24 protein-coding genes are annotated in these 20,064 nt (G+C 60.5%); all 24 read right to left on the bottom strand.

All coding sequences use genetic code 11. The features are described from left to right. Positions 1–30: 30 nt before the first annotated feature. Entirely contained in the window at positions 31–441 is a 411-nt protein-coding gene (gene nusB / locus ACNPN0_RS04940) for a transcription antitermination factor NusB (protein ID WP_105658302.1), read from the bottom strand. Beyond that, positions 441–1,001, bottom strand: coding sequence for an elongation factor P (efp, locus tag ACNPN0_RS04935; RefSeq protein ID WP_013349066.1), 561 nt, complete (start codon positions 999–1,001; stop codon positions 441–443). The genes nusB and efp overlap by 1 nt, the downstream gene beginning before the upstream one ends. A 110-nt stretch (positions 1,002–1,111) precedes the next feature. Next, complete coding sequence (locus tag ACNPN0_RS04930) at positions 1,112–1,642, bottom strand: tetratricopeptide repeat protein (protein ID WP_400342396.1); 531 nt, start codon at positions 1,640–1,642, stop codon at positions 1,112–1,114. Between the two features lie 4 nt (positions 1,643–1,646). After that, on the bottom strand, positions 1,647–2,738 hold the full coding sequence (aroB, locus tag ACNPN0_RS04925) for a 3-dehydroquinate synthase (protein ID WP_105661293.1): 1,092 nt from the start codon (positions 2,736–2,738) through the stop codon (positions 1,647–1,649). 79 nt (positions 2,739–2,817) lie between these two features. Beyond that, positions 2,818–3,306 carry a shikimate kinase gene (locus ACNPN0_RS04920; RefSeq protein ID WP_105661294.1) on the bottom strand — a complete coding sequence of 163 codons (489 nt, stop codon included), beginning with the start codon at positions 3,304–3,306 and terminating at the stop codon, positions 2,818–2,820. A 13-nt stretch (positions 3,307–3,319) separates the two neighbouring features. Then, positions 3,320–4,519 (bottom strand): chorismate synthase, encoded by a 1,200-nt coding sequence (gene aroC / locus ACNPN0_RS04915; protein ID WP_332486132.1) that lies wholly within the window; start codon positions 4,517–4,519, stop codon positions 3,320–3,322. Positions 4,520–4,548: 29 nt separating this feature from the next. Then, a complete protein-coding gene (locus tag ACNPN0_RS04910) occupies positions 4,549–5,388 on the bottom strand; it encodes a shikimate dehydrogenase family protein (RefSeq protein ID WP_434690539.1) in 840 nt (279 codons plus the stop codon). A gap of 73 nt (positions 5,389–5,461) precedes the next feature. Next, positions 5,462–6,913 carry an endolytic transglycosylase MltG gene (gene mltG, locus ACNPN0_RS04905; RefSeq protein WP_400342398.1) on the bottom strand — a complete coding sequence of 484 codons (1,452 nt, stop codon included), beginning with the start codon at positions 6,911–6,913 and terminating at the stop codon, positions 5,462–5,464. 45 nt (positions 6,914–6,958) lie between these two features. Next, entirely contained in the window at positions 6,959–7,432 is a 474-nt protein-coding gene (ruvX, locus tag ACNPN0_RS04900) for a Holliday junction resolvase RuvX (protein WP_219844133.1), read from the bottom strand. Beyond that, positions 7,425–10,115 (bottom strand): alanine--tRNA ligase, encoded by a 2,691-nt coding sequence (gene alaS, locus ACNPN0_RS04895; protein WP_434690544.1) that lies wholly within the window; start codon positions 10,113–10,115, stop codon positions 7,425–7,427. The genes ruvX and alaS overlap by 8 nt, the downstream gene beginning before the upstream one ends. A 19-nt stretch (positions 10,116–10,134) precedes the next feature. Next, on the bottom strand, positions 10,135–10,344 hold the full coding sequence (locus tag ACNPN0_RS04890; RefSeq protein ID WP_105658293.1) for a hypothetical protein: 210 nt from the start codon (positions 10,342–10,344) through the stop codon (positions 10,135–10,137). 80 nt (positions 10,345–10,424) lie between these two features. Continuing rightward, on the bottom strand, positions 10,425–10,796 hold the full coding sequence (locus ACNPN0_RS04885) for a DUF948 domain-containing protein (protein ID WP_105658292.1): 372 nt from the start codon (positions 10,794–10,796) through the stop codon (positions 10,425–10,427). A gap of 456 nt (positions 10,797–11,252) precedes the next feature. Then, entirely contained in the window at positions 11,253–11,597 is a 345-nt protein-coding gene (locus ACNPN0_RS04880) for a hypothetical protein (protein WP_388024221.1), read from the bottom strand. Between the two features lie 64 nt (positions 11,598–11,661). After that, positions 11,662–11,982, bottom strand: coding sequence for a hypothetical protein (locus ACNPN0_RS04875; protein ID WP_448938726.1), 321 nt, complete (start codon positions 11,980–11,982; stop codon positions 11,662–11,664). An 8-nt stretch (positions 11,983–11,990) separates the two neighbouring features. Continuing rightward, positions 11,991–12,929, bottom strand: a complete 939-nt coding sequence (locus ACNPN0_RS04870; RefSeq protein ID WP_448938727.1) for a hypothetical protein — start codon at positions 12,927–12,929, stop codon at positions 11,991–11,993. A 2-nt stretch (positions 12,930–12,931) separates the two neighbouring features. Beyond that, positions 12,932–13,069 (bottom strand): hypothetical protein, encoded by a 138-nt coding sequence (locus ACNPN0_RS04865; RefSeq protein ID WP_448938728.1) that lies wholly within the window; start codon positions 13,067–13,069, stop codon positions 12,932–12,934. 77 nt (positions 13,070–13,146) lie between these two features. Beyond that, on the bottom strand, positions 13,147–13,557 hold the full coding sequence (locus tag ACNPN0_RS04860) for a hypothetical protein (protein WP_448938729.1): 411 nt from the start codon (positions 13,555–13,557) through the stop codon (positions 13,147–13,149). After that, a complete protein-coding gene (locus tag ACNPN0_RS04855; protein ID WP_448938730.1) occupies positions 13,550–14,032 on the bottom strand; it encodes a hypothetical protein in 483 nt (160 codons plus the stop codon). The genes ACNPN0_RS04860 and ACNPN0_RS04855 overlap by 8 nt, the downstream gene beginning before the upstream one ends. Positions 14,033–14,109: 77 nt before the next feature. Continuing rightward, positions 14,110–14,826, bottom strand: coding sequence for a DUF6270 domain-containing protein (locus ACNPN0_RS04850; RefSeq protein ID WP_448938731.1), 717 nt, complete (start codon positions 14,824–14,826; stop codon positions 14,110–14,112). A gap of 1,133 nt (positions 14,827–15,959) precedes the next feature. Next, on the bottom strand, positions 15,960–17,399 hold the full coding sequence (locus tag ACNPN0_RS04845) for a hypothetical protein (RefSeq protein ID WP_448938732.1): 1,440 nt from the start codon (positions 17,397–17,399) through the stop codon (positions 15,960–15,962). A gap of 3 nt (positions 17,400–17,402) precedes the next feature. Beyond that, complete coding sequence (locus ACNPN0_RS04840) at positions 17,403–17,900, bottom strand: hypothetical protein (protein WP_448938733.1); 498 nt, start codon at positions 17,898–17,900, stop codon at positions 17,403–17,405. Between the two features lie 27 nt (positions 17,901–17,927). Then, the gene (locus ACNPN0_RS04835; RefSeq protein WP_448938734.1) at positions 17,928–18,101 is read right to left on the bottom strand and encodes a hypothetical protein; all 174 of its coding nucleotides are present in this window, start codon (positions 18,099–18,101) and stop codon (positions 17,928–17,930) included. An 11-nt stretch (positions 18,102–18,112) separates the two neighbouring features. Then, a complete protein-coding gene (locus ACNPN0_RS04830) occupies positions 18,113–18,991 on the bottom strand; it encodes a hypothetical protein (RefSeq protein ID WP_448938735.1) in 879 nt (292 codons plus the stop codon). After that, complete coding sequence (locus ACNPN0_RS04825) at positions 18,992–20,059, bottom strand: hypothetical protein (protein ID WP_448938736.1); 1,068 nt, start codon at positions 20,057–20,059, stop codon at positions 18,992–18,994. Between the last annotated feature and the right edge of the window lie 5 nt (positions 20,060–20,064).

Below are 20,064 nucleotides of genomic sequence, written 5' to 3'. Positions count from 1 at the left end.
CCCCCCGGGCTCGGAATGATGAGGATCGAATTAGTCGACCAGGGTGTCCTTGACGCTCTGGATGCGACCCAAAACGCCATTGACGAACTCCGGCGATTCATCGGTGGACAATTCCCGGACGTTCACCACGGCTTCAGCCACGGCTACTGCATCGGGAACGTCATCATTGTAAAGCAGCTCCCACACGCCGATGCGCAGTGCGCTGCGGTCAACCGCTGGCATGCGCTCGATGGTCCAGTCCTTGACGTAGCTCTCGAGAACTTCGTCAATGCGGTCCAGGTGTGCGGTAACGCCTTCGATGATCGTCAGCGAGTACTCGTTGAGTACGATATCCGAGTTTTCCCGTCGTGCGATGGCTACGGCCAGCGGATTGACATCGCGGGCTTCGGCTTCGAACAGGAACTCAAGAGCTCGGCGACGGGCTTTGGCGCGGGCTCTCACTAGTTGACACGACCCAGGTAGTCGCCGGTGCGGGTGTCGACCTTGACCTTGGTGTTCTGCTCAACGAACAGCGGAACCTGGATTTCCTTGCCGGTTTCCAGGGTTGCCGGCTTGGTGCCAGCCGACGAGCGGTCGCCCTGCAGGCCTGGCTCGGTGTAGGTGATTTCCAGGATGACCGAAGCTGGCAGTTCCAGGTACAGCGGGCTGCCATCGTACATGGCGATGGTCAGTTCCTGGTTCTCCAGCAGGAAGCCTGCTGCATCGCCAACGGTGGTGCCGGACACGGTGATCTGGTCGTAATCTTCCAGGTTCATGAAGACGTAGTCTTCGCCATCCTGGTAGAGGTACTGGTAGTCGCGGCGGTCAACGGTGGCCAGCTCGATCTTGGTGCCAGCGTTGTAGGTCTTGTCCAAGACCTTCCCGGACATGACGTTGCGCATCTTGGTGCGAACGAATGCGCCGCCCTTGCCTGGCTTGACGTGCTGGAAGTCAATGATGGTCCAAAGCTGGCCATCGATCTTGATGACCTGTCCATTCTTGATGTCAGTTGTATCCGCCACGGTTCCTCAATCCTCTATTTTCGCCAGCTAGCGCCGGCATTATCAAAAATCCATCTCCAAGTTTACCCTACGCACCATGCGGTACAAAGGGTTTCACACGGTGGCGCGCATTACTGCGCGGCGCGCTCCTCGGCAATTCGCATGCAGGTGCTTGCGGCGTTGACCAGGTACGCGTCGTCGTCCAGCGCGATGCGCAGATCCAGGGCCTTGCGGAAACGGGTTGCCGCCGCCTTGAAATCGCCCTTCGCGAAGAAGGACAGGCCAGCGTGGTGGTGGATCAGCGGCTCGTATGCGGTGCCGGCGAATTCCTCGGCCAGCTTGCGCAGTCGGTTGATCGCGCGATCGAAGTCGCCCTGCATGCGGGTCAGCTCGGTGTCCAGCACACGCAGGTGGGCGTTGGTTGGATCCACGAAACGCGATTCAGCGATCAGCTCGCCGGCTTTCACCAGCTCGCCACGCGCCAGCAGCACCATGACCTGGTCGGTAGGGGAACCGACCAGCAGCTGCTGGTCGGCCGCGGCCTCGTCGGCGATGTAGGGCTTCAGCGTTTGGGGGTCGATCAGCACGCCCTCTACGGCGGTGCCGACACCTTCGCGGTTTACCGATGCGACGTCAATGGCGTATGCGGTGTAGTCGACCATGTAGTTACTCCCCGATTTCCTGGTAGGCGGCGAAGAGCAGCGAGTTATCGGGGACTTCGTAGATGCGCGGCTTGCCGATTTCTTCCAGCACGACGAAGCGCAGCTGGCTGCCGCGGGCCTTCTTGTCGCGCTTCATGCCATCGAGCAGTGCAGCCCAGCGGTCATTGCGGTAGGTGGTCGGCAGGCCAAGGGACTTGAGGATCGCGACGTGGCGATCGGCCACCGCGTCGGAGGTGTACCCTACCGAGCGGCCCAATTCGGCGGCGAAGGCCAGCCCGATGGACACGGCGGCACCATGGCGCATCTGGTAGCGTTCGGACAGCTCGATGGCGTGGGCCAGGGTGTGGCCGTAGTTCAGGAATTCGCGGTCGCCGGCTTCCTTCAGGTCGCGGGATACCACGTCGACCTTCACCGCGATGGTGCGCTCGACCAGTTCGCGCAAGCGGTCGCTGGCCGGGTCGATGGCATCGGCCGGATCTTCTTCGATCAGTTCCAGGATGCGCTCGTCGGCGATGAATCCGCACTTGACGATCTCGGCCATGCCGGTCACCAGCTCGTTTTTCGGCAAGGTGGCCAGCGCGTCCAGATCGGCGAGCACGCCTGCTGGCGGGTGGAAGGCGCCAACCAGGTTCTTGCCTTCGGCGGTGTTGATCCCGGTCTTGCCGCCCACGGCAGCGTCGACCATGGCCAGCAGCGAGGTAGGGATATGGATGACCTTCACGCCGCGCAGCCAGGTGGCTGCGACAAAACCTGCGACGTCGGTGACGGCGCCGCCGCCCACGGAGATCACGGCATCGGAACGGGTGAAATCGTTCTTGCCCAGCACTTCCCAGCAGAAGGAGGCGACCTGGATGTGCTTGCCCTCTTCGGCGTCCGGAATCTCTGCGGTCAATGCTTCCAGGCCGGACTTCGCCAGCTCGTCGCGCACGACGTCGCCGGTGGCGCGCAGGGCCCGCGGGTGGATGACCAGGACCTTCTTGACCGCGGGGCCAAGCAGTTCGGGCAAGTGGCCCAGCAGGCCGTTGCCGACCATGACAGGGTATGACTCCCCTGGGGTGCTTCCGGTGACCTTCAGAGTGGTCGGTGCGATAGGCATCAGTCTAGTTCCTCCTGATGGTGGTGATTTTTCTAGCGTACGCGTGCGTTCGGCCAGAAGTTGCATCTCGTGAGGCTAATCACAGCGCTTCCAGCTGCGGCAAAAGCTCGTCGATAATTTGCGGAACGGACTTTCCATCCACCAGAACGTGCACGTCAGCGAGCATTTCGTAGATGGGGCGGCGTTTTTCGTAAACGGAGATCCAGCTGTTGAGGGCTTGGTCACCAGCCAGCAGCGGGCGGTGCCCGTCGCCCTTGATGCGCTCGGCTGCGGCCTGTTCACCCAGCTCCAGGTAGATCACCGTCCCGCGCGAAAGCAGCTGCTGGTTCTCTTCGCGCAGCACTGCGCCTCCCCCGGTGGCGACCACGCCGGTGCGCAGCCGGCACAGCGCCTGGACTTCCAGGTCGCGGAAATGCGCCTCGCCGTGCTCGGCGAAGATCTGCGCGATGGTTCCGTGGTGGGCGACGATGGCCGCGTCCGAATCCGCAAAGCTCGTAGAAAGGGCCGTGGCCAGTGACTTGCCCACGGTGGACTTGCCACTGGCCATCGGACCAATGAGGTAGATCATTGAAGCGCGCTTCCTAGACGCCGGTCGAACCCAGGTTGCCCGGGATGTTCGCCAGGTAGGACTCGATATTGCGCTTGGTTTCGGCCACCGAGTCGCCGCCGAACTTCTCCAGCAGGGACTGGGCGAGCACCAGGGCGACCATTGCTTCTGCCACGACGCCGGCTGCCGGCACCGCACAGACATCCGAACGCTGGTGGTGCGCGGTGGTGTCCTCGCCGGTGGCGGTGTCCACGGTGCGCAGGGCGCGGGGCACGGTGGCGATTGGCTTCATGCCGGCGCGCACGCGCAGCACCTCGCCGATGCTCATGCCGCCCTCGATGCCGCCGGCGCGGTTCGAGTTGCGCTTGATGCTGCCGTCTTCGGCGTGCACGATCTCGTCGTGGGCGGCCGAGCCGCGGCGGGCGGCCGTGGCGAAGCCGTCGCCGACCTCCACGCCCTTGATTGCCTGGATGCCCATCAGGGCCGCGGCCAGGCGCGCGTCCAGGCGACGGTCCCAGTGCACGTAGGAGCCGATGCCCGGAGGCAGGTTGTAGGCCAGGACCTCGACGACGCCGCCCAGGGTCTCCCCTGCCTTGTGCGCGTCATCGACTTCGGCGACCATCGCCTCGCTGGTTTCCTGGTGGAAGCAGCGCAGCGGGTCGTTATCCAGCGCCGCAACGTCGGTGGCCGTGGGAAGCGGCGCATCGGCTGGGGCAGCCACGGAGCCGACGGCGGTGGTGTGCGAAACGAGCTGGATGCCCAAGTCGTTCAGGAAACGGGAAGCCACGGTGCCCAAGGCGACACGGGCCGCGGTCTCGCGGGCGCTGGCGCGCTCCAGGATCGGGCGGGCGTCCTCGAAGCCGTACTTCTGCATGCCGGTGAAATCGGCGTGCCCCGGACGCGGCCGGGTCAGTGGCGCATTGCGCGCCATCGAGGCCAGTTCATCCAGGTCCACCGGATCCGCGTTCATCACGCGTTCCCACTTGGGCCATTCGGTGTTGCCGATTTCAATGGCTACCGGGCCGCCCTGGGTCTTGCCATGGCGGACACCGCCAAGGAAGGTGACCTGGTCCTTTTCAAACTTCATGCGCGCGCCGCGGCCATAGCCGAGGCGTCGGCGCGCCAGTGCCTCTCGCACTGCTTCGCTATCCACCGATACTCCGGCGGGTAGTCCTTCGAGAATTCCAACAAGTGCCGGGCCATGCGATTCGCCCGCGGTCAACCAACGCAACATGTCATCTATTTTGCCATGGCACGAACTGATTACTGGTGTCGGGCCAGACCCAAAGAGTCATACATCGCATTTGTGACGTCCATGCGACGCGATTCCTCCCATGCACCGGCGCTGAAGAGCCGCACTTGTTCCACCGCCTGGTGCACCAGCATGTGCAGCCCGCTGATCACGGTTCCCTGCCAAGACCGGGCCAAGGCCGAAGGCCACGGATCGTAGGCGACATCCAGCAGGATTCCGGTGCCTGCGCCGATCGCCGGCACCCAGTCATCGGCCGCGTGCGGCGGCAGGGTGGAGAAGACCAGCGGAATCTCGTTGAGCGTGGCGGCCAGCTCCTGGCCGATGCCCGAAATCTCGTGGACGGACGTTTCCATCCCGAGCTCGCGGGCCAATTCGACAGCGCGGGTGGCACGGGAGGCTGCGCGCACCACCAGCGTCAGCTGCCGGGCGCCGACTTCTGCGGCGGCCTCGATGGCGGCCAGCGCGGTGTTGCCCGAACCCAGGACCATCGCTTGCGCGCTGCGGGCGAGCCCGAAATCCGCCAGGGCCTGGACCAGGCCGTCGATGTCGGTGTTTTCCCCGTAGAGGGTGCCGTCTTCGCGGACCACCACGGTGTTCAGCGCACCAAGGCGTTGCACGCGGGCGGATAGCTCGTCCATCTGCGGCACGAACGCATCCTTCAGCGGCATGGTGACCGAGCAGCCCGCCCAGTTTCCTGCGCGCAGCGCGGCCGCGTGCCCGGCAGCATCCCCCGGCTCCAGATCGATCGCGCTGTAGCTGATCGGCACGCCGAGCAGCTGGTAGGCGGCGCGGTGCAGCACCGGCGACTTGGAGTGGCTGATGGGGTGGCCGAGAACGGCTGCCTGCTTCATGGCTTCATGGACTTTCTGCTTGTGGCTGCCCGCACAGCGGCAGCAGCGCGACTGGCAAGCACGGGAATCCGCGCTAGCAGACTCCTGGATTCTGGTTGCACCAGGCGCGGAATTCCGCCTGGTTCTGCCGGTGCTCAGCGTAGGTCGAGGCGAACTTGGTTTCACCGGTTTCGATGTTGACCGTCACCCAGTAGTAGTAGCCGTTGCTTTCCGGATGGGCAGCAGCCTCGATCGCGGAATTCGCCGGCGAGCCCAAGGGGGTTGGCGGCAGGCCGGTGTGCACATAAGTGTTGTACTTGTTCGACGCGTCCTGCTTCTCCTGGGCGCTGAACTGGAGCGAGTAGCGGTCCAGCCCGTAGATCACCGAGGAGTCGACCTGCAGCAGCCCGTGGGTTTCGCGGTTGCCCGGGTCCAGGCGGTTCTCGATCGCGCCGGCGACCGTGGCGTAGTCCGGGGTGCGTGCCTCGGCCTGCAGGATCGAGGCGACCTTCAGGGTGCGGTAGCCCTCTTCGAGGTCGGTGATGCCGGCCTGCTCCAGGGAAGCCTTGGTGGCCTTGACCAGTTCGCCCAGGACTTCTTCGGCGTCGGCGTTCAGCGGGAAGCGGTACTCCCCCGGGTGCAGCCAGCCTTCGAGGCTCGGCACCGAGGCAGGCAGGCCGAATTGCTGCGGCTTCTTGGCCAGCGCCTGCAGGTCCTTTTCCGCCAGTCCCGAGCCCTTGGCAATCTCCTTGATCGCCGCGTCCAGGCGCATATTGGCCTTCAGCCCGATGTAGAAGACCTTGTCCGGACGCTGGTTCACGAGGATATCTGCCGCGTCGGCCGCTGGCATCTGCTTCTTGAGCAGGTAGGTGCCGGGGTGGATCAGCTTGCTCTGCGCTTCGGAGTCCGCGACGGCGTCGGTGAACAGGCCGTCGCTGGAGACGACATCGAGCTCCTCAAGCTTGCGCGAAATGATCTTCAAGCCCCAGCCATCTTCCACTGTGAATTCCACCGCGGCGCCGCCTGGGCCTGGATAGTCGTCCGGGTTGAACTGCTTGAGCACGGACTTGACGAAGTAGACCGAACCGGCGACCACCAGTGCGAAGATCAGCACGGTGGCCAGCATGACCAGGTTGCGCTTGCGCTTGGAGCGCTTGCGCCGCTGGGCCTTGCCGGCGGCGGCCTGGGCAGTTTGGTCATCGTGGGGATCGCTGCTGAGCACCGCGGCCTGCTGCGCGGCGTCGGCCTCGTGCGGGTAGTGCTCCTGGGCGGCATCCTCGTGCCCGGCAAATGCTGGCGCATCGGAGGCGGCGGCTGCCTGGGCGGGGAGGAACCTGGTGTCGGTTCCTTCCCCGTCCGGGGCTTCGTGGTCTGCGGGCTCCTGCCAGCTGTCCTCGGCCGCCGCCAGCGATGGGCGGTAATGCCCGGTGCCGGTCAGTTCCGGTTCTGAGGGTTGTTCGATCGGCAAGCCAGTGCCGGCGGCAAAGCGTTCGTATAGCGCGCGATGCGTTTCGCGTTGCCGTTCATGGCGGGCTTCTTCTCGCATCAACTCTCATCTCTCGGGTCTTTGTGGTGCCCTAGCGGTTGTGGGCTAGCGCAGCACAATCCGGCTGGCTTGTACGCGCACATTGTTGCGTCGCATTTCCAGCACTTGCTGCAAGATCTCAGTGGCCGCGACCTGGTCGACCACCTTGCGGTGATCTTCCATCTTCTTGCCCGAGGCGTGCAACGAGCGATGCGCGTTCACGGTGCTCAGGCGTTCGTCGACCATGAAAACCTCAAGCTCGATATTAGCGCTTGCAGCTTCCTGGGCCAAGGCAATCGCGTAGTCACGTGCCATTTTAGTGGATTCGGTCGCGTTTCCAGCCAGTGATTTCGGCTCCCCGATGAATACCTCGGTGACGCCGCGATCGGCAATGATGCGCAGAAGCATCCGCAGATCCGAGTTCTTCTTCGCATCCCGGCGCAGGGTCATCACCGGAGTGGCGAGGATTCCGGAGGGATCAGATGCGGCGACGCCGACGCGGGCCAGGCCCACGTCGACGCCGAGAGCGGCATTAGCCATTGGCCAGTGCCGCCTGGATTGCAGCCAGTGCGTCATCGATCTTCGATGCGTCCTGGCCACCGCCCTGTGCCATATCGTCCTTGCCGCCGCCTCCGCCGCCGAGCACGCCGGTAGCGGTGCGCACCAGCGCGCCGGCCTTGAAGCCGTTGGCGCGGGCCTCGTCGTTGGTCACAGCCAGCACCAGCGGGCGGCCGTTGGCCACGCCGATCAGCACGATGACTGCGGCTTCGGAACCCAGCTTGGCGCGCAGGTCCAGTGCCATGGTGCGCAGGGCGTCAGCCGAGTCGATCTGCCCGGCGTTGTGGGCCAGCAGTCGGGTGCTGCCGATGGTGGCGACCTTCTGCAGCAGCGCTGCGGACTGGGCCAGCATGGCCTGGCTCTTGAGCTCGGCGATCTGCTTCTCGGCGGCCTTCAGCTTGGCAACGGTGTCGTTGACGCGCTCGCACACCTGGCTGGATGGAACGCGGAACAGGCCCGAGAGCTCGGAAACCAGGGCGCGCTCGGCGGCTCCGTGGCGGAAGGCTTCCATGCCGACCAGGGCCTCGACGCGGCGATTGCCCGAACCGACCGAAGCCTCCGAGAGCAAGGTCAGCTGGCCGATGCGCGCGGTGGTGTCCACGTGGGTACCGCCGCACAGCTCGCGCGACCAGTCGCCGTTCATCTCGACCACGCGCACGTCGTTGGAGTACTTCTCCCCGAACAGGCTCATGGCGCCCAGCTTCTTCGCCTCGGACAGTGCCATCTCATTGGTGACGACCTGGTAGTTCGAGGCGATGGCCAGGTTCACTACCTCCTCGACTTCGCTGCGTGCCGCGGCGGAGAGCGCCTCGGCCCAGGAGAAGTCGAAGCGCAGGTAGCCGGCCTTGTTGAAGGAACCGGCCTGGGTGGCCGTTGGGCCAAGCAGCTCGCGCAGCGCGGCGTGCACCAGGTGGGTGGCGGAGTGCGCCTGCTCGCCGGAGCGGCGGCGCACCGCGTCGACCTGGGTGCGAACCAGTGCTTCGGCTGGCAATTCGCCTTCGCGCACGATGACCTTGTGCACGTTCAGGCCCTTGATCGGGGCCTGCACGTCGGTGACTTCCAGCACGAAGCCGTCGCCGGTGATCAGGCCGCTGTCGCCTGCCTGGCCGCCGGACTCGGCATAGAACGGGGTTTCGTTCAGCACCAGGTCGATTTCCTGGCCCTGCTCGGCGAATGGCACAACCTGGCCATCGCGGATGATGCCGCGGATGGAGGATTCGCCTTCGAGGGTGTCATAGCCGGTGAAGTGCACGTTGCCGGCCTCGGCCAGCTGGGTGTACACCGAAAGGTCGGCGTGGCCGGCCTTCTTGGCCTTGGCGTCCTTCTGGGCGCGGGTGCGCTGCTCGTTCATCAGTTCGCGGAAACGCGACTCGTCAACGGACAGGCCTGCTTCGGCGGCGATCTCCAAGGTGAGGTCGATCGGGAAGCCGAAGGTGTCGTGCAGGGTGAAGGCGTCATCGCCCGAGAGGTTCTTGCCTTCCTCCTTGGCGTGGCCCAGTGCCTCGTCCAGGCGGGTGGTGCCCGAAGCGATGGTGCGGCGGAAAGCGCGTTCTTCGGCGTAGGCGATGCGGGCAATGCGCTCGAAATCGGCCTCCACCTCGGGGTAGACGCCCTTCATGGCGTCGCGCGATACCGGGAGCAGCTCGGGGAGCACCTCGGTGTCCACGCCCATCAGGCGCATTGCGCGCACGGCACGGCGGATCAGCCGGCGCAGCACATAGCCGCGGCCTTCATTGCCCGGGGTGACCTGGTCGGAGATCAGCATCAGCGAGGAGCGGATGTGGTCAGCGATCATGCGCAGGCGCACGTCGGTGGCGTGGTTCGGGTCGGCTGGATCCTCGGTGGAGGTGTAGGTGACGCCGGCAAGCTCGGCGGCCTTGTCGAGCACCGGACGGACCTGGTCGGTCTCGTACATGTTCTCGACGCCCTGCAGGATCATGGCTAGTCGTTCCAGGCCCAGGCCGGTATCGATGTTGCGCTTGGGCAGTTCGCCGGCCACATCGAAGTCGGTCTTGGAACGTACCGCGGAGAGTCGGTACTGCATGAACACGAGGTTCCAGATTTCCACGTAGCGGGTCTCGTCGACCGCTGGGCCGCCCTCGACACCGTAGGCGGGGCCGCGGTCGTAGTAGATCTCGGAGCATGGACCGCCGGGGCCGGGCTGGCCGGTATTCCAGTAGTTGTCTTCCTTGCCGGTGCCTACGACGCGCTCGGTAGGCATGCCGATCTCTTCTTCCCAGATGCGGCGGGCTTCAAGGTCCTTCTCGTCTCCGTCTTCGTAGACGGTGACCCACAGGCGTTCCTTGTCCAGGCCGTAGCCTCCGTCTTCGACGGAGCTGGTCAGCAGCTCCCAGGCGAAGTGGATGGCTTCGTTCTTGAAGTAGTCGCCGAAGGAGAAGTTGCCGCACATCTGGAAGAAGGTGCCGTGACGCGCGGTCTTGCCCACTTCTTCGATATCGCCGGTGCGGATGCACTTCTGCACGGAGGTCGCACGGGAGTACGGGGGCTCTTCGCGCGCGGTGAGGTAAGGGATGAACGGGACCATGCCGGCCACCGTGAACAACAGCGAAGGGTCGGCCGAGACCAGCGAGGCACTAGGTACCGCCGTATGGCCCTTCGAGACGAAAAAGTCGACCCAACGACGGGCAATTTCCTGCGTTTTCATCGTGTTACGGATGATCCCTTCACTTAGCGGCGTCCACGCCCAAGGCGGAACGTAATTCTTCTTCGCGGGAGCTCATTCCTTGGCGGAAGGCTTCCCAATATTCCGAGGCGCGGTCGGTGTACTTGCCGACCTGGCGGTTTAGCGCCGCCCCGGATGAAACTTCAGCGTATTTCTTGGACGCGAGCACGCCAACGCCCACTCCAATCGAAACCCACAAGAGCTTTTTCATTCTAGTCTCCTTGGCGGCCACCAGTTGGCCGTATCCTATTCAGCGCGCCGATACGTGTTCGATCAAACAGCGTTGCTTGCTTAGCGGCTGCGGCGAGCCTTGCCGCTTGGCTTGGTGTTCATCGCGACCTTCACGCCTTCGGTGAACGCGGCAACCTTGATCAGCGGTTTGCCAACGGTGGCTGCTACCAGCGAGGACAGCGCGGACACATTGGCGGTGGTGTCAGAAACGTTGCTGGTGATGGCATCGACCTTCTTGAGCTGGTCGTTGGTGGTCGCCACGGTGTTGGCGACTTCGCCGATCAGCGGAGTGGTTCCGTCAGCCAGGTCCTTGATCGATTTGCGCAGCTCGTCGAACACCTTGCCCAACTTCATGATCGGCACTGCCAGCAGCACAACTAGTACAACAAACGCGCCGGCGGCGATGAGCCCTGCAATATCCGAACCCGACATGTGCTTCCTCTTCTGCTTTGGGTTTTTGGTGCCAGTCCACCTTATCGAAGTCAGAGCCCAGATAGGTAGTTAAGCGACAAGCCCGCAACCGTTTCCGGTTGCGGGCTTGGAACTAGCGCACGGATTTAGCGTGCGTAGTCCGGCACGTATTAATAGGTATAGACACTGTGGCCTGTATTGATGCGGAATTCCGGGGCAAAACCTTGGTTTCCACTGGTAGCCGGATTTGCCTCAGTACAGTCACTTCAAGGCTGAAACAGGGGTCTACTGGTAGCCATCCGCCACAAAACCGCTACAGCTCCCCGCCGGTCCTGATCATTTTCACCTAGGGATGGAAATGATCGGGGCACTCACTATTAGTTGTCTTGCTTCTCTACTTCTAGCTCGTCCCACCATTGCCTGATTTTAGGGTCTTGGTAGGGTCCGAGGTTTCCGTATTGATCCATAAGGCGAATTCTAGTCGGATGCCGGGAGGCTTGATGTCCACGGGTCTGGTCGGAAGCTGATCTTCTGGTCTTCGCGTTGGTGCCATGTGTGATTGTCTTCAGTGCTTCGCCAGAGGCTGTCGCTCTGCCGGATGCGAGTGGCCGAAGTGGTTGGCACCCACTTCACGTCCAACGGCCCGTTGTACACCCAGCGCGCACCATTGGACGGGTACTCGATAAACAGTTCACCTGGTATCCAACCGCGCACGCGGGCATGGATCTTGCCGAGCTCCGGGTGTGTCACCTGCACGTAAGGGTATTCCCGGACCATGTACGTACGCATTTGCTCGAAGCGAGGGTCGGAGAACTCAGCCATGCTTCGATTGTCTCTTAACGCAGAAAACTGCCCCACCCTCGCAATGAGGATGGGGCGGTTCTGTCTATTCGTCCAGGGTGGCCGAGCCGGTTACCTCGACATTACCTGCGGGTGGTTCGTCGGTCTTGGTGCCAGCGGCCAGCCAAGGCAGGAATCGTTGGAAGAAGGCCTCCACACCGGGCAGGGCCATGATGCGGGTGATTGCCGCAGCGATACCCAACGCGAGCGCAGCGGCGCCGGTGGCGGCTTCTGGGCTCCCCATCGTGGCCGCGGTATAGATCGACGGTGCCATGGCCGCGAGTGCGACGATGACCGCGAGGATCGTGCGGATCGTAGCTCGCCAGGGGTGCTGTGACTGGGTGGTGACGGCTGCATGCTTAGCCATGGTGTCTCCTAGTTGTTGTCGTTGAGCCATTGCTGGATGGCCTTGCCGGTTTCCTTCAACGGCTTGCCGTCGAGGCGCCACTTGCGGGTGTCGTAGTAGACCTTGCCGCGGTGGCCCAGGTCGTCGGCCAGCATGCGCTGGAACTCGACCCAGAACCAGTAACCGTCGTCGCCGTCCTTCTTGAGCGGGGTGCCCTTCTTGGCACCGCGGGCGGCGAACGGGGTCTTGAGGTAGTACCCGTTGCGCTGCATCAGCGTCATGGTGTCGGTGATGGTCAGCTTTTCGAACTTGCCATCCCACTGCTTGTTGAGGCCGTTCACGACGTTCTCCAGCAGGATCTGCAGCGCACCGACCTCCCAAGACAGGAAGTTGCCGTTGATCTTCAGATCGGCGTAGTTGTCCGGGAAGTTCGTGGAACCGTTCGGAACGTTGGTCGGCGACTGATCCTTGACCTTCGGACGCGACATGACCGGGACAGGCTTACCTGTCAGCTTTCCGCCCAGCTCCCGCTCCCACAGCTCGATGGTGTCGTCCTTGTCGCGGCGAGCAGCCGACCAGGAGATCTCCACGTGCAGGTGGTCGGTGTGCGGGTTCACGCCGGTGTAGTTATACCAGCCCTTGTTCTTGTACCCGCCGGAGAAGATCTTGCGGTTGAAGATGATGCACTGGATACCGAGCTCCTTGGAGTTCAGGCGCAGCTGCTCGGCGAACTCTTCGAAGATCTCGATCTTGTCGTACCAGCGCAGGCCGAAGTCCATCGCCCGGCCTTCACCATGCAACGAGGTGGTGCTGTTGGATCCGCGCACTGGACGGCAGTTGTAGATGCCGGAGTTGCGGCCGCCGAATTCCTTGTACTTGGCGAGGAACCAGGCCATGGCGCCGAGTGCGCCCTCTGCTGGCCCCTTGGTGCAGGACTTCGCGCCGGTGTATCCGTTGTAGATCGCCATGACTACTTGCCTCCTAGCGGCTTGATGCCCTTGGCCGGAGCCACATAATCCGGATGCTTCGGGTCCGTGACTTCCTCGGGGTTCGGGTCTTCGTAGTTGTCCTTGTCGATGGCTTCCATGGGGTTCAGATCGTTAGCCACGGTGGGCTCCTTTCGGGTACGACGATGCCCAGACACCGGGCGGTGTCTGGGCATAAAAAATGACCGCGTGCGTGCGGTCAGTCGATGTTGACATTCGGTCGTGGTGGGGGATGCTCAGACTGGCGGTAATGCGCCCAACGGCTAGTCAGGTCATCCCAAGCCGCGGTGAATAGGCGCACAGCATCACGCAGTCTGCGAATCGTTTTGTCCTGCTCCCGGATATGCGTTTCTAGTGAATCGACGCGCCCCGATAGTTTTGTGCGCTCTTCACGCTCAGTGTTCAGGTCACCCCGCAACCGGGTGTAATCCTCGCGCAGGTCGTCTGCTATAGCCATAGCCATCTGCTGCGACTTCTCAGCCACAGCAATGTCAGCGTCTCGCTTCTTCACTGGCGCTTCTTTGCTGTACTGCTTGTACCCCCAATAGCCACCTCCGCCCACAACCCCAAGTAGGGCTACGATGATCGCTATTATTGAGCCTTCACTCATGGGTGTGCTCCTCAACTTCGCGCAAGGTTCGTCTCACGCTGCGTTCGATCATGACGATTGAGATTGCGCGGACTGTAGACCCGATACCTAGGAATAATGGCACACCCCAAGCGAATTGCGACGCAGGGTAATGCCACGAAACGCTGATCGCGTAGGTGACGAACCCGCCAGCTGCGAGCCACCAACCGAACTGTTCCATCTTCCAACCGGTGGACACGTTGTCGCCAAACCAGTTGAGCCCGGTGAGCGCCATGAGTCCGCCCGTTCCGAGGAACCCGGACACGAGAATGACGACAGGCCACGGCATCTGATCCATGCTCTTGGACGGAATATAGTCCGGGGTAGCTAGGGAAAGTACGACGAGCACACCGAAGAGCACGGCGATTACCGCAACGGTCGTATCCAACGGGTGAACCAGCAGCCTGTCCCACCACCTTGGCGGGTTACGTGTCGGCTTGAAAACGTGGGTGGGCATTGTTACCTCCTAAAATTTTTGGGTACGCAAAAGGCCCCCACAAGATGTGGAGGCCTTCAGCTCGGTCTAAGCCAGAATTACGAGATTGCTTTACTCAGATTGGTCAGCATCGAGAGATACGTTCCTTCGACGTAATGGAATGGCGCTGGCCCCCATTTATGTCCATCAGTACGGGAGATCGCGTCGTTTTGAGCAGTCGGCACTACGTTCACACCGGATTGCCACGCATAATCCAGGTATCGTTCGGCGTCACGGTTGAACTTGGCTGCCGTTTCAGCTTGGCCATTGTGGTTTTGCCCGTATTCATCCTCTACCGCCCATGGGGTGGCATTCAAATACAACTTGTTCCGTAAGTTGATTCGGTCTAAAGATTTCAAAAATTCTGACAACGCTCGGCCCCACAAGTCGAAATGCTCATCAGTTCCAAAACTAATCGTCCGACCGAACGGTCCCGGATGAATCCCCTCAACAACATGGTCTCTGGACTTCGTCACCATTCCGCCTGATCTGGCAATTTTAACACCAAGTCGCTCGTCGCATAAGTCCCAGAAAATAGCGTCAGGCGCTACCTTGGCAATCTCGAAACGTAAGTTTCCCTCCACGTCTCCCTTGGTCATGTTCCTTTGGAAGTTGGAGGACACCTTGGTGAAGTCATACTCGGAGACTTCAGCTTTGCGGAATGCCGATATTAGGGATTGTCTTGCGACGTACCCAGATAATTCGAACCCGAAGTCGTTGAAGAAGGTCTCTGCATCCCGTGTAACGCAACTGCCATAAATAAAAATTCGCTTCATGATTTCAGTCTAACGAAATTGCCCATCGGGTTATTTTGCGGATCACTGTAGAATGCTCTGGTGACTTCGATTAATCCCAGAACTGGACTTCGAGAAACCAAACACGACTTTTACGGCGTTCCCCTAGTTCAACAGAAAAGTCTCAATACTTTGAGATTGAACGGTCAGCCTACTGCAGTGCATAAGGTTCCTCTAGGAAGTGGGTCGACTCTCGACTTTTACTCTACGCTCCGTAAATCAACAGAACTTTTTGTAGTGTTCCATGGAGCAAACACTTCCAAGAATCATTTTTATCCAAGGTTTGAACGGGTCTACTCCATGCAACCGCGGGTCAAGTCTTTCATAGCTTTTGCGGACCCGACGATTCAGTCTGGGTTGGAACAGAATATGTGGCTCTCTTGGTTCTTAGGAGGCCCAGGGTTCGATCCGCTACCTTCAATTTCCAGGGTGATACACAAGGCTCTTGGTCGCACAGGCGCATCGCATGTGGCTTTTGTTGGGGGCTCTGGAGGCGGATACGCTGCGCTTCGAGCTTCGGCTGCGTGGCCCGGTTCTTTGGCTTTCATCCAGGATCCCCAGACTCGTATTGGGAGTTACGTCCCTTCGGTTGTTTCCAAATATTTTGAAACTATGTGGCCCGGCTGGGACCCAGAACTTCTGCGATCGGCTTTTCCCGAGAGGTTTGACATGGTCGATCATTACCGAACTCTTCAACCTCGCAATTTTGTCTATTATGCGCAGAGTAGTTCTGACACCGAGCATGTTGCCAAGCATTTCTCCCCATTCGCTGAAGCACACGGCATGTCACCAACCACGGGGTTGAACGCTCTCGGAAACCGCAAGCTGGCACTCTATGAGGGAGAAGTCCCAGGGCACGCAAAGATTACCGGTGAAGAGTATGGTTGGCATTTCAGTGAGTCGGTTAAGTTTTGGAGAGAAAGTAGGTAATCGGAATGGATGAGGGATTCGAGCTACCCAATTACTCGGAAGATTATCTCCCTACCTCAGATGAGCTGTTGGAGGACGAAGGCCTTGACCGCTGCCAAGAGTGCAATGAATGGTACCGGCCGGATGGCAGGGCAACCCATGGTGATTGCCCTGCCCGGATTAAGGGCCTCCGACTAATAGCTTCTCTATAGGCTTCCGTACTGGGCGATAGCGAACTCTTCCAGCTTGAGCACCTTGACTCGGCCAGCGTCCTGCTCGGCCTTGAGCCAATCCAAGAAGCTAATGAGCTCTGCCATCGTTGCCATGCCGGACAGCCCATACCGATCTGCATGGCCTGCGATGATCAATCCGTGCTTCTTCGCCCTTGCACTCGTGATACGAGATTTAGCAATATCGATCCCAGCCTTGGTATCTAGCCAGTTACGCACAAGCCCCTGGATCGGGCGGTTGCCAATCATGACACAAGTTGTCGCCATACCAGCAGTACGCCGAGTACCGGTCACATACGCGTGATGCCCGAGCTGCATGTGCCCGGCGATTGTCTCCGCGTAGGATTCCAACGTGTTCCCGTTATCGAATCCTGCGTCGTATGCGACCGAAGGTTGCATCCAGGTGTAGATCTGCTTGTTAGGCAATGCGGTGCGCAAGTCCTTCAGCCCAAGAACGATTTCGGCATCCATGCTCTTGCGATCCTCAGCTGCCATATGAGTAGCCGAGTGGTTTGCAACGCTAATCCATTCCGGCCATGCATCAATTTCAGCCCAAGTTGTTCCCACCGCGCCTGGCTGAATCACAGTGGACGTTGTCTCGTACATCTTGGACGACAAGCCGATGGTGCATGGAAAACCGCGAGCTTGAAGCAATGGCATGATGCGGTCACGGAAATCGCGAGGATAGTCGTCCCACGTAAATGCGACTGGGACGGCATCGCCCGTGAACACTTTGCCACCATAAGCTGCTGCCATCTCCTGAAAGAGAAGTTCATGGCGGTTCAGTGCCGGGCTCATGCGTTCATCCATCAACCGCTTCCACAGGGTGAATTCTCCACCACCCGCGGACTTCTCACCACGGAAATATGCACCCTGGTCACCTTCGTGTGTGGCGAAGGCACGCTGCACGGAACCGCCGTTCGGCTGGGTCTCATGCTCAAGGTTGTGTGAGAAGCGCGTCGGATTGTGGCTCCCCGCGGCTTCCACTCCTGAAATCGAGATAGCCCAAACGCCGTTGTACCCCGGGCGAGTAGCCCACACGTTAGTTGCGTAGTTGCCAGGCACACCGCGAGTCGGGCTAGTCAATTCACGCCAGCTTCGCCCCGTAAAGCTTCCCGCGTTATCTGTAGACATCACCCAACTGCGGGATGGGTTAGCAGCCTTATCGATTTCCGTTGACCGGAACACGGCCGAGCGGGGCTGGCCGGCCGGTCCAGAGACCGCTAGGTCGCCATAGCGGGCTTCGGGCAAGCCCAGAGAGTTAGCAACAGCAACCGAAGGCACCGTGTAAGAGCCGGGACCAAGGGTTGCGATAGTGTCACTGGTAGTCAGGACACGCTGGTAGGTGCTACCGGTGTCGCCCTTGTCGCCTTTCAGCCCGCGAGGCCCTCTATTATTGCCGATGACTACGTACACGTATCACCACCACCTTGTCACGATGTCGCCAAGCACCAACTCAGGGTTGGGGCCTGTTTCCCTGTCGGGATTGTTTGGGTCTAGATAGTTCCAGATGAATCCCCTGTTAGGTGGGGGCGTGAGGCTCACCCACCAGATCAGCTGGTTCGGATCCGGTGGGGTCGCATTGTCACCGATTGGGCCACTGCCCTTTACGGTTACTTCCCAGCCCGTGTCATGTTGCGCTACACCCGGGCCCGATGATCCGGTGATGCCAGGGTTACGCCACTCAATCAGCACTTTGTAGTGAGCGCCAGCGGTCAGCATGGTGTCTGTGCGTTCCAAATCCACAGTGAAACCGCCACCAGAATCGAATGTGCTCACTCGCACGTCTGGCCCTGAGAAGATGTTCGATTGGTTGAAGCTCGCCCCGATGGGTCGGAAGATAATGACCGGGTCGAGATGATTGAAGTTTGCGCCGCCAAATGTCCGGAGGTTACCGGTCAATGTCGCTGTTGCCACGTTTGTCTCCTAAGTAGATTTGTTCCACTAGTTCGTGGAGTCCATGGCGCCGAGATTCGCCAGTTTCAGTTGCCCGTTGAGCATCGCGATCTTGTAATGCGCATCAGATAAGGCCTGCTGGTATTCCAGGATCATCGAGTCCTTGATGACTGCCTCTGCCCTGAGCTTGGCGAGTTCCTCCTCGTTGTTTTTATCGCTCATCGCGTTGCTCCCTAGGGTGTCCATGTTGATCTGGCAAGCCGGCCATTGGCCGGATTGATATAAAGATTTGGCGGGTTGCTTGTTGTGCCCAGATTCGGCAGGTCAAATATCGAGCTGCGGAAGATCGCTGTACCAGCTACATCGATTTGGCCCCGTGCAACAAGCCTGTTGTGCACTTCGATAGTCACACCACGCAGATTTACTGGACCAGAAAGGCTCTCGATAGTGACCGGCTGCGTGACTCCGGTGAAAGCGAACCCCATGACGCTGCCGTTGGTTATGCCGGCACCAGCGAACCCGATGCTCCCGCCGTCACTGCTCGGATCAATTTCAACCTGGCCAACGATGACACGGCCACCAGCTACAACGTTCAGATCATTCTTGAGCGTTGCAATACCCTCGATGCCGAGCGTTCCACTGATGGTCGTGTCGCCTGTGATGTCTAGGTTCCCGGAAATTTCCGTGTCGCCCTCCACAGATAAGACGCCGGTGATTGTGGTGTCCCCACCTATCTCGGTGATTCCATCAAGCGTGGTCGGCCCTGTGACGTTCAATTCGCCGGTGATGTTCGTATTGCCGCCAATGGTCGTCGTCCCCGTGACGTTCAGCGGTCCAGAAATTCCGACCTGCCCAGAGAAGTTAGCCTGGCCAGTGACGTTCAATATTCCCGAGATTGTAGCTGTCCCAGAGACCGACAGTGTTCCTGAAATCGTGGCCGTGCCGATGACCTGCAGGCCACCGTTGAGGATGCGAATCCAACCGCCGTCGTAAACTTCAAGACCTTCACGGCCGATCGCTGCCCGGTTCAAGGGTGTCGCGTAGCGTTGCCCCCGTTGTTGCTTCGGCAGGTTCTTCAGATTGCTCCGCGAGGTATTCTTGATCTTCCCCACTCAGACCTCCTGGAGTTCGAGCTTCACTGTCTCCGACAAATCCCCGGAGTACTGGATCACGCGAAACCTTCGCTGCCCGTTAGGTAGCAAAGGGTCGCCGTGGGTGTAGATCTCAAAAGGGCGCCCGAGCTTTACCATCGTCACCCTGAATGCGTCCGACGCGTTCATGTTCGCCGACCATTGTTCAGTTGGTACGCCACGCAAGTCAGACTCAGCATTTGTTCGGGCCTGCAACGTGGCTTGGACTTTCTCTTTCGGGAAAGAGGCATCAGAGAACAGCCGAGGGTACGCCGCTCCTGACATCAGCTTGTAAGCCGTCATCAAACGCCGCTCGGCGCCCTCCCCCGTACCAATCACGAGGTTTGAGAGCTCATTGCCATCAAGCTTTACCTTCACCCCGTGGAGCATCTTCTGGTTCGCGGACAAGTTAACCGGAATCATCCCGCCAACTTCGATGCCGTCGTACATAAGCCATTCCAGCTTCGACCCGTCGTCAGACCAACGCGGAACGAAAGCAACATCCGGTCCGCCTTCGGTCTCCATGATCGCTTCCAGCTCTTCAAGAACTACCGGTATCTCGTACCCGTACCAAGTGCGAGTATGAGAACCGCCTGTAGTTCCCTGCATGAAGATCGGCAGGCTATTTCCTGTGCCGGACAGCCCCTGTTCCACGACCCCACGAGCCAGATCCCACAGGCTCTGTGAAGCCAGAGTGAGTTTGTTCTCTGCATAGGTTGAGAAGTTCGCGGTGAAGAGGAAACGACGAGACAGAATTGACCAGATATCCGAATGGTTGATACTCAGTCGCTTCGAATCATAGTCATACGTCCAGTCCCAGATCACCCCCGCATAGACCGGGTGACCATCCCACTCAATGACGAGCGTTCGCCTGACCAGGTCGAACAAGTCACGGAAGTTCAGGCCAGCCATCCGCTGATCATTCAGCAGCACGGTCGCTGAACCCCCGGAGCCCTGGTTCAAAGCGTTCATCCACGTAAACCCGGTCACCGGGATCACCGACTGCTTCTGCCCTGAACGGGTATCAACACTCCAAACACGCCAAGCCACGAGTA

Source organism: Glutamicibacter sp. AGC84 (assembly GCF_053543575.1).
This window is presented reverse-complemented; position numbering and strand designations above follow the sequence as displayed.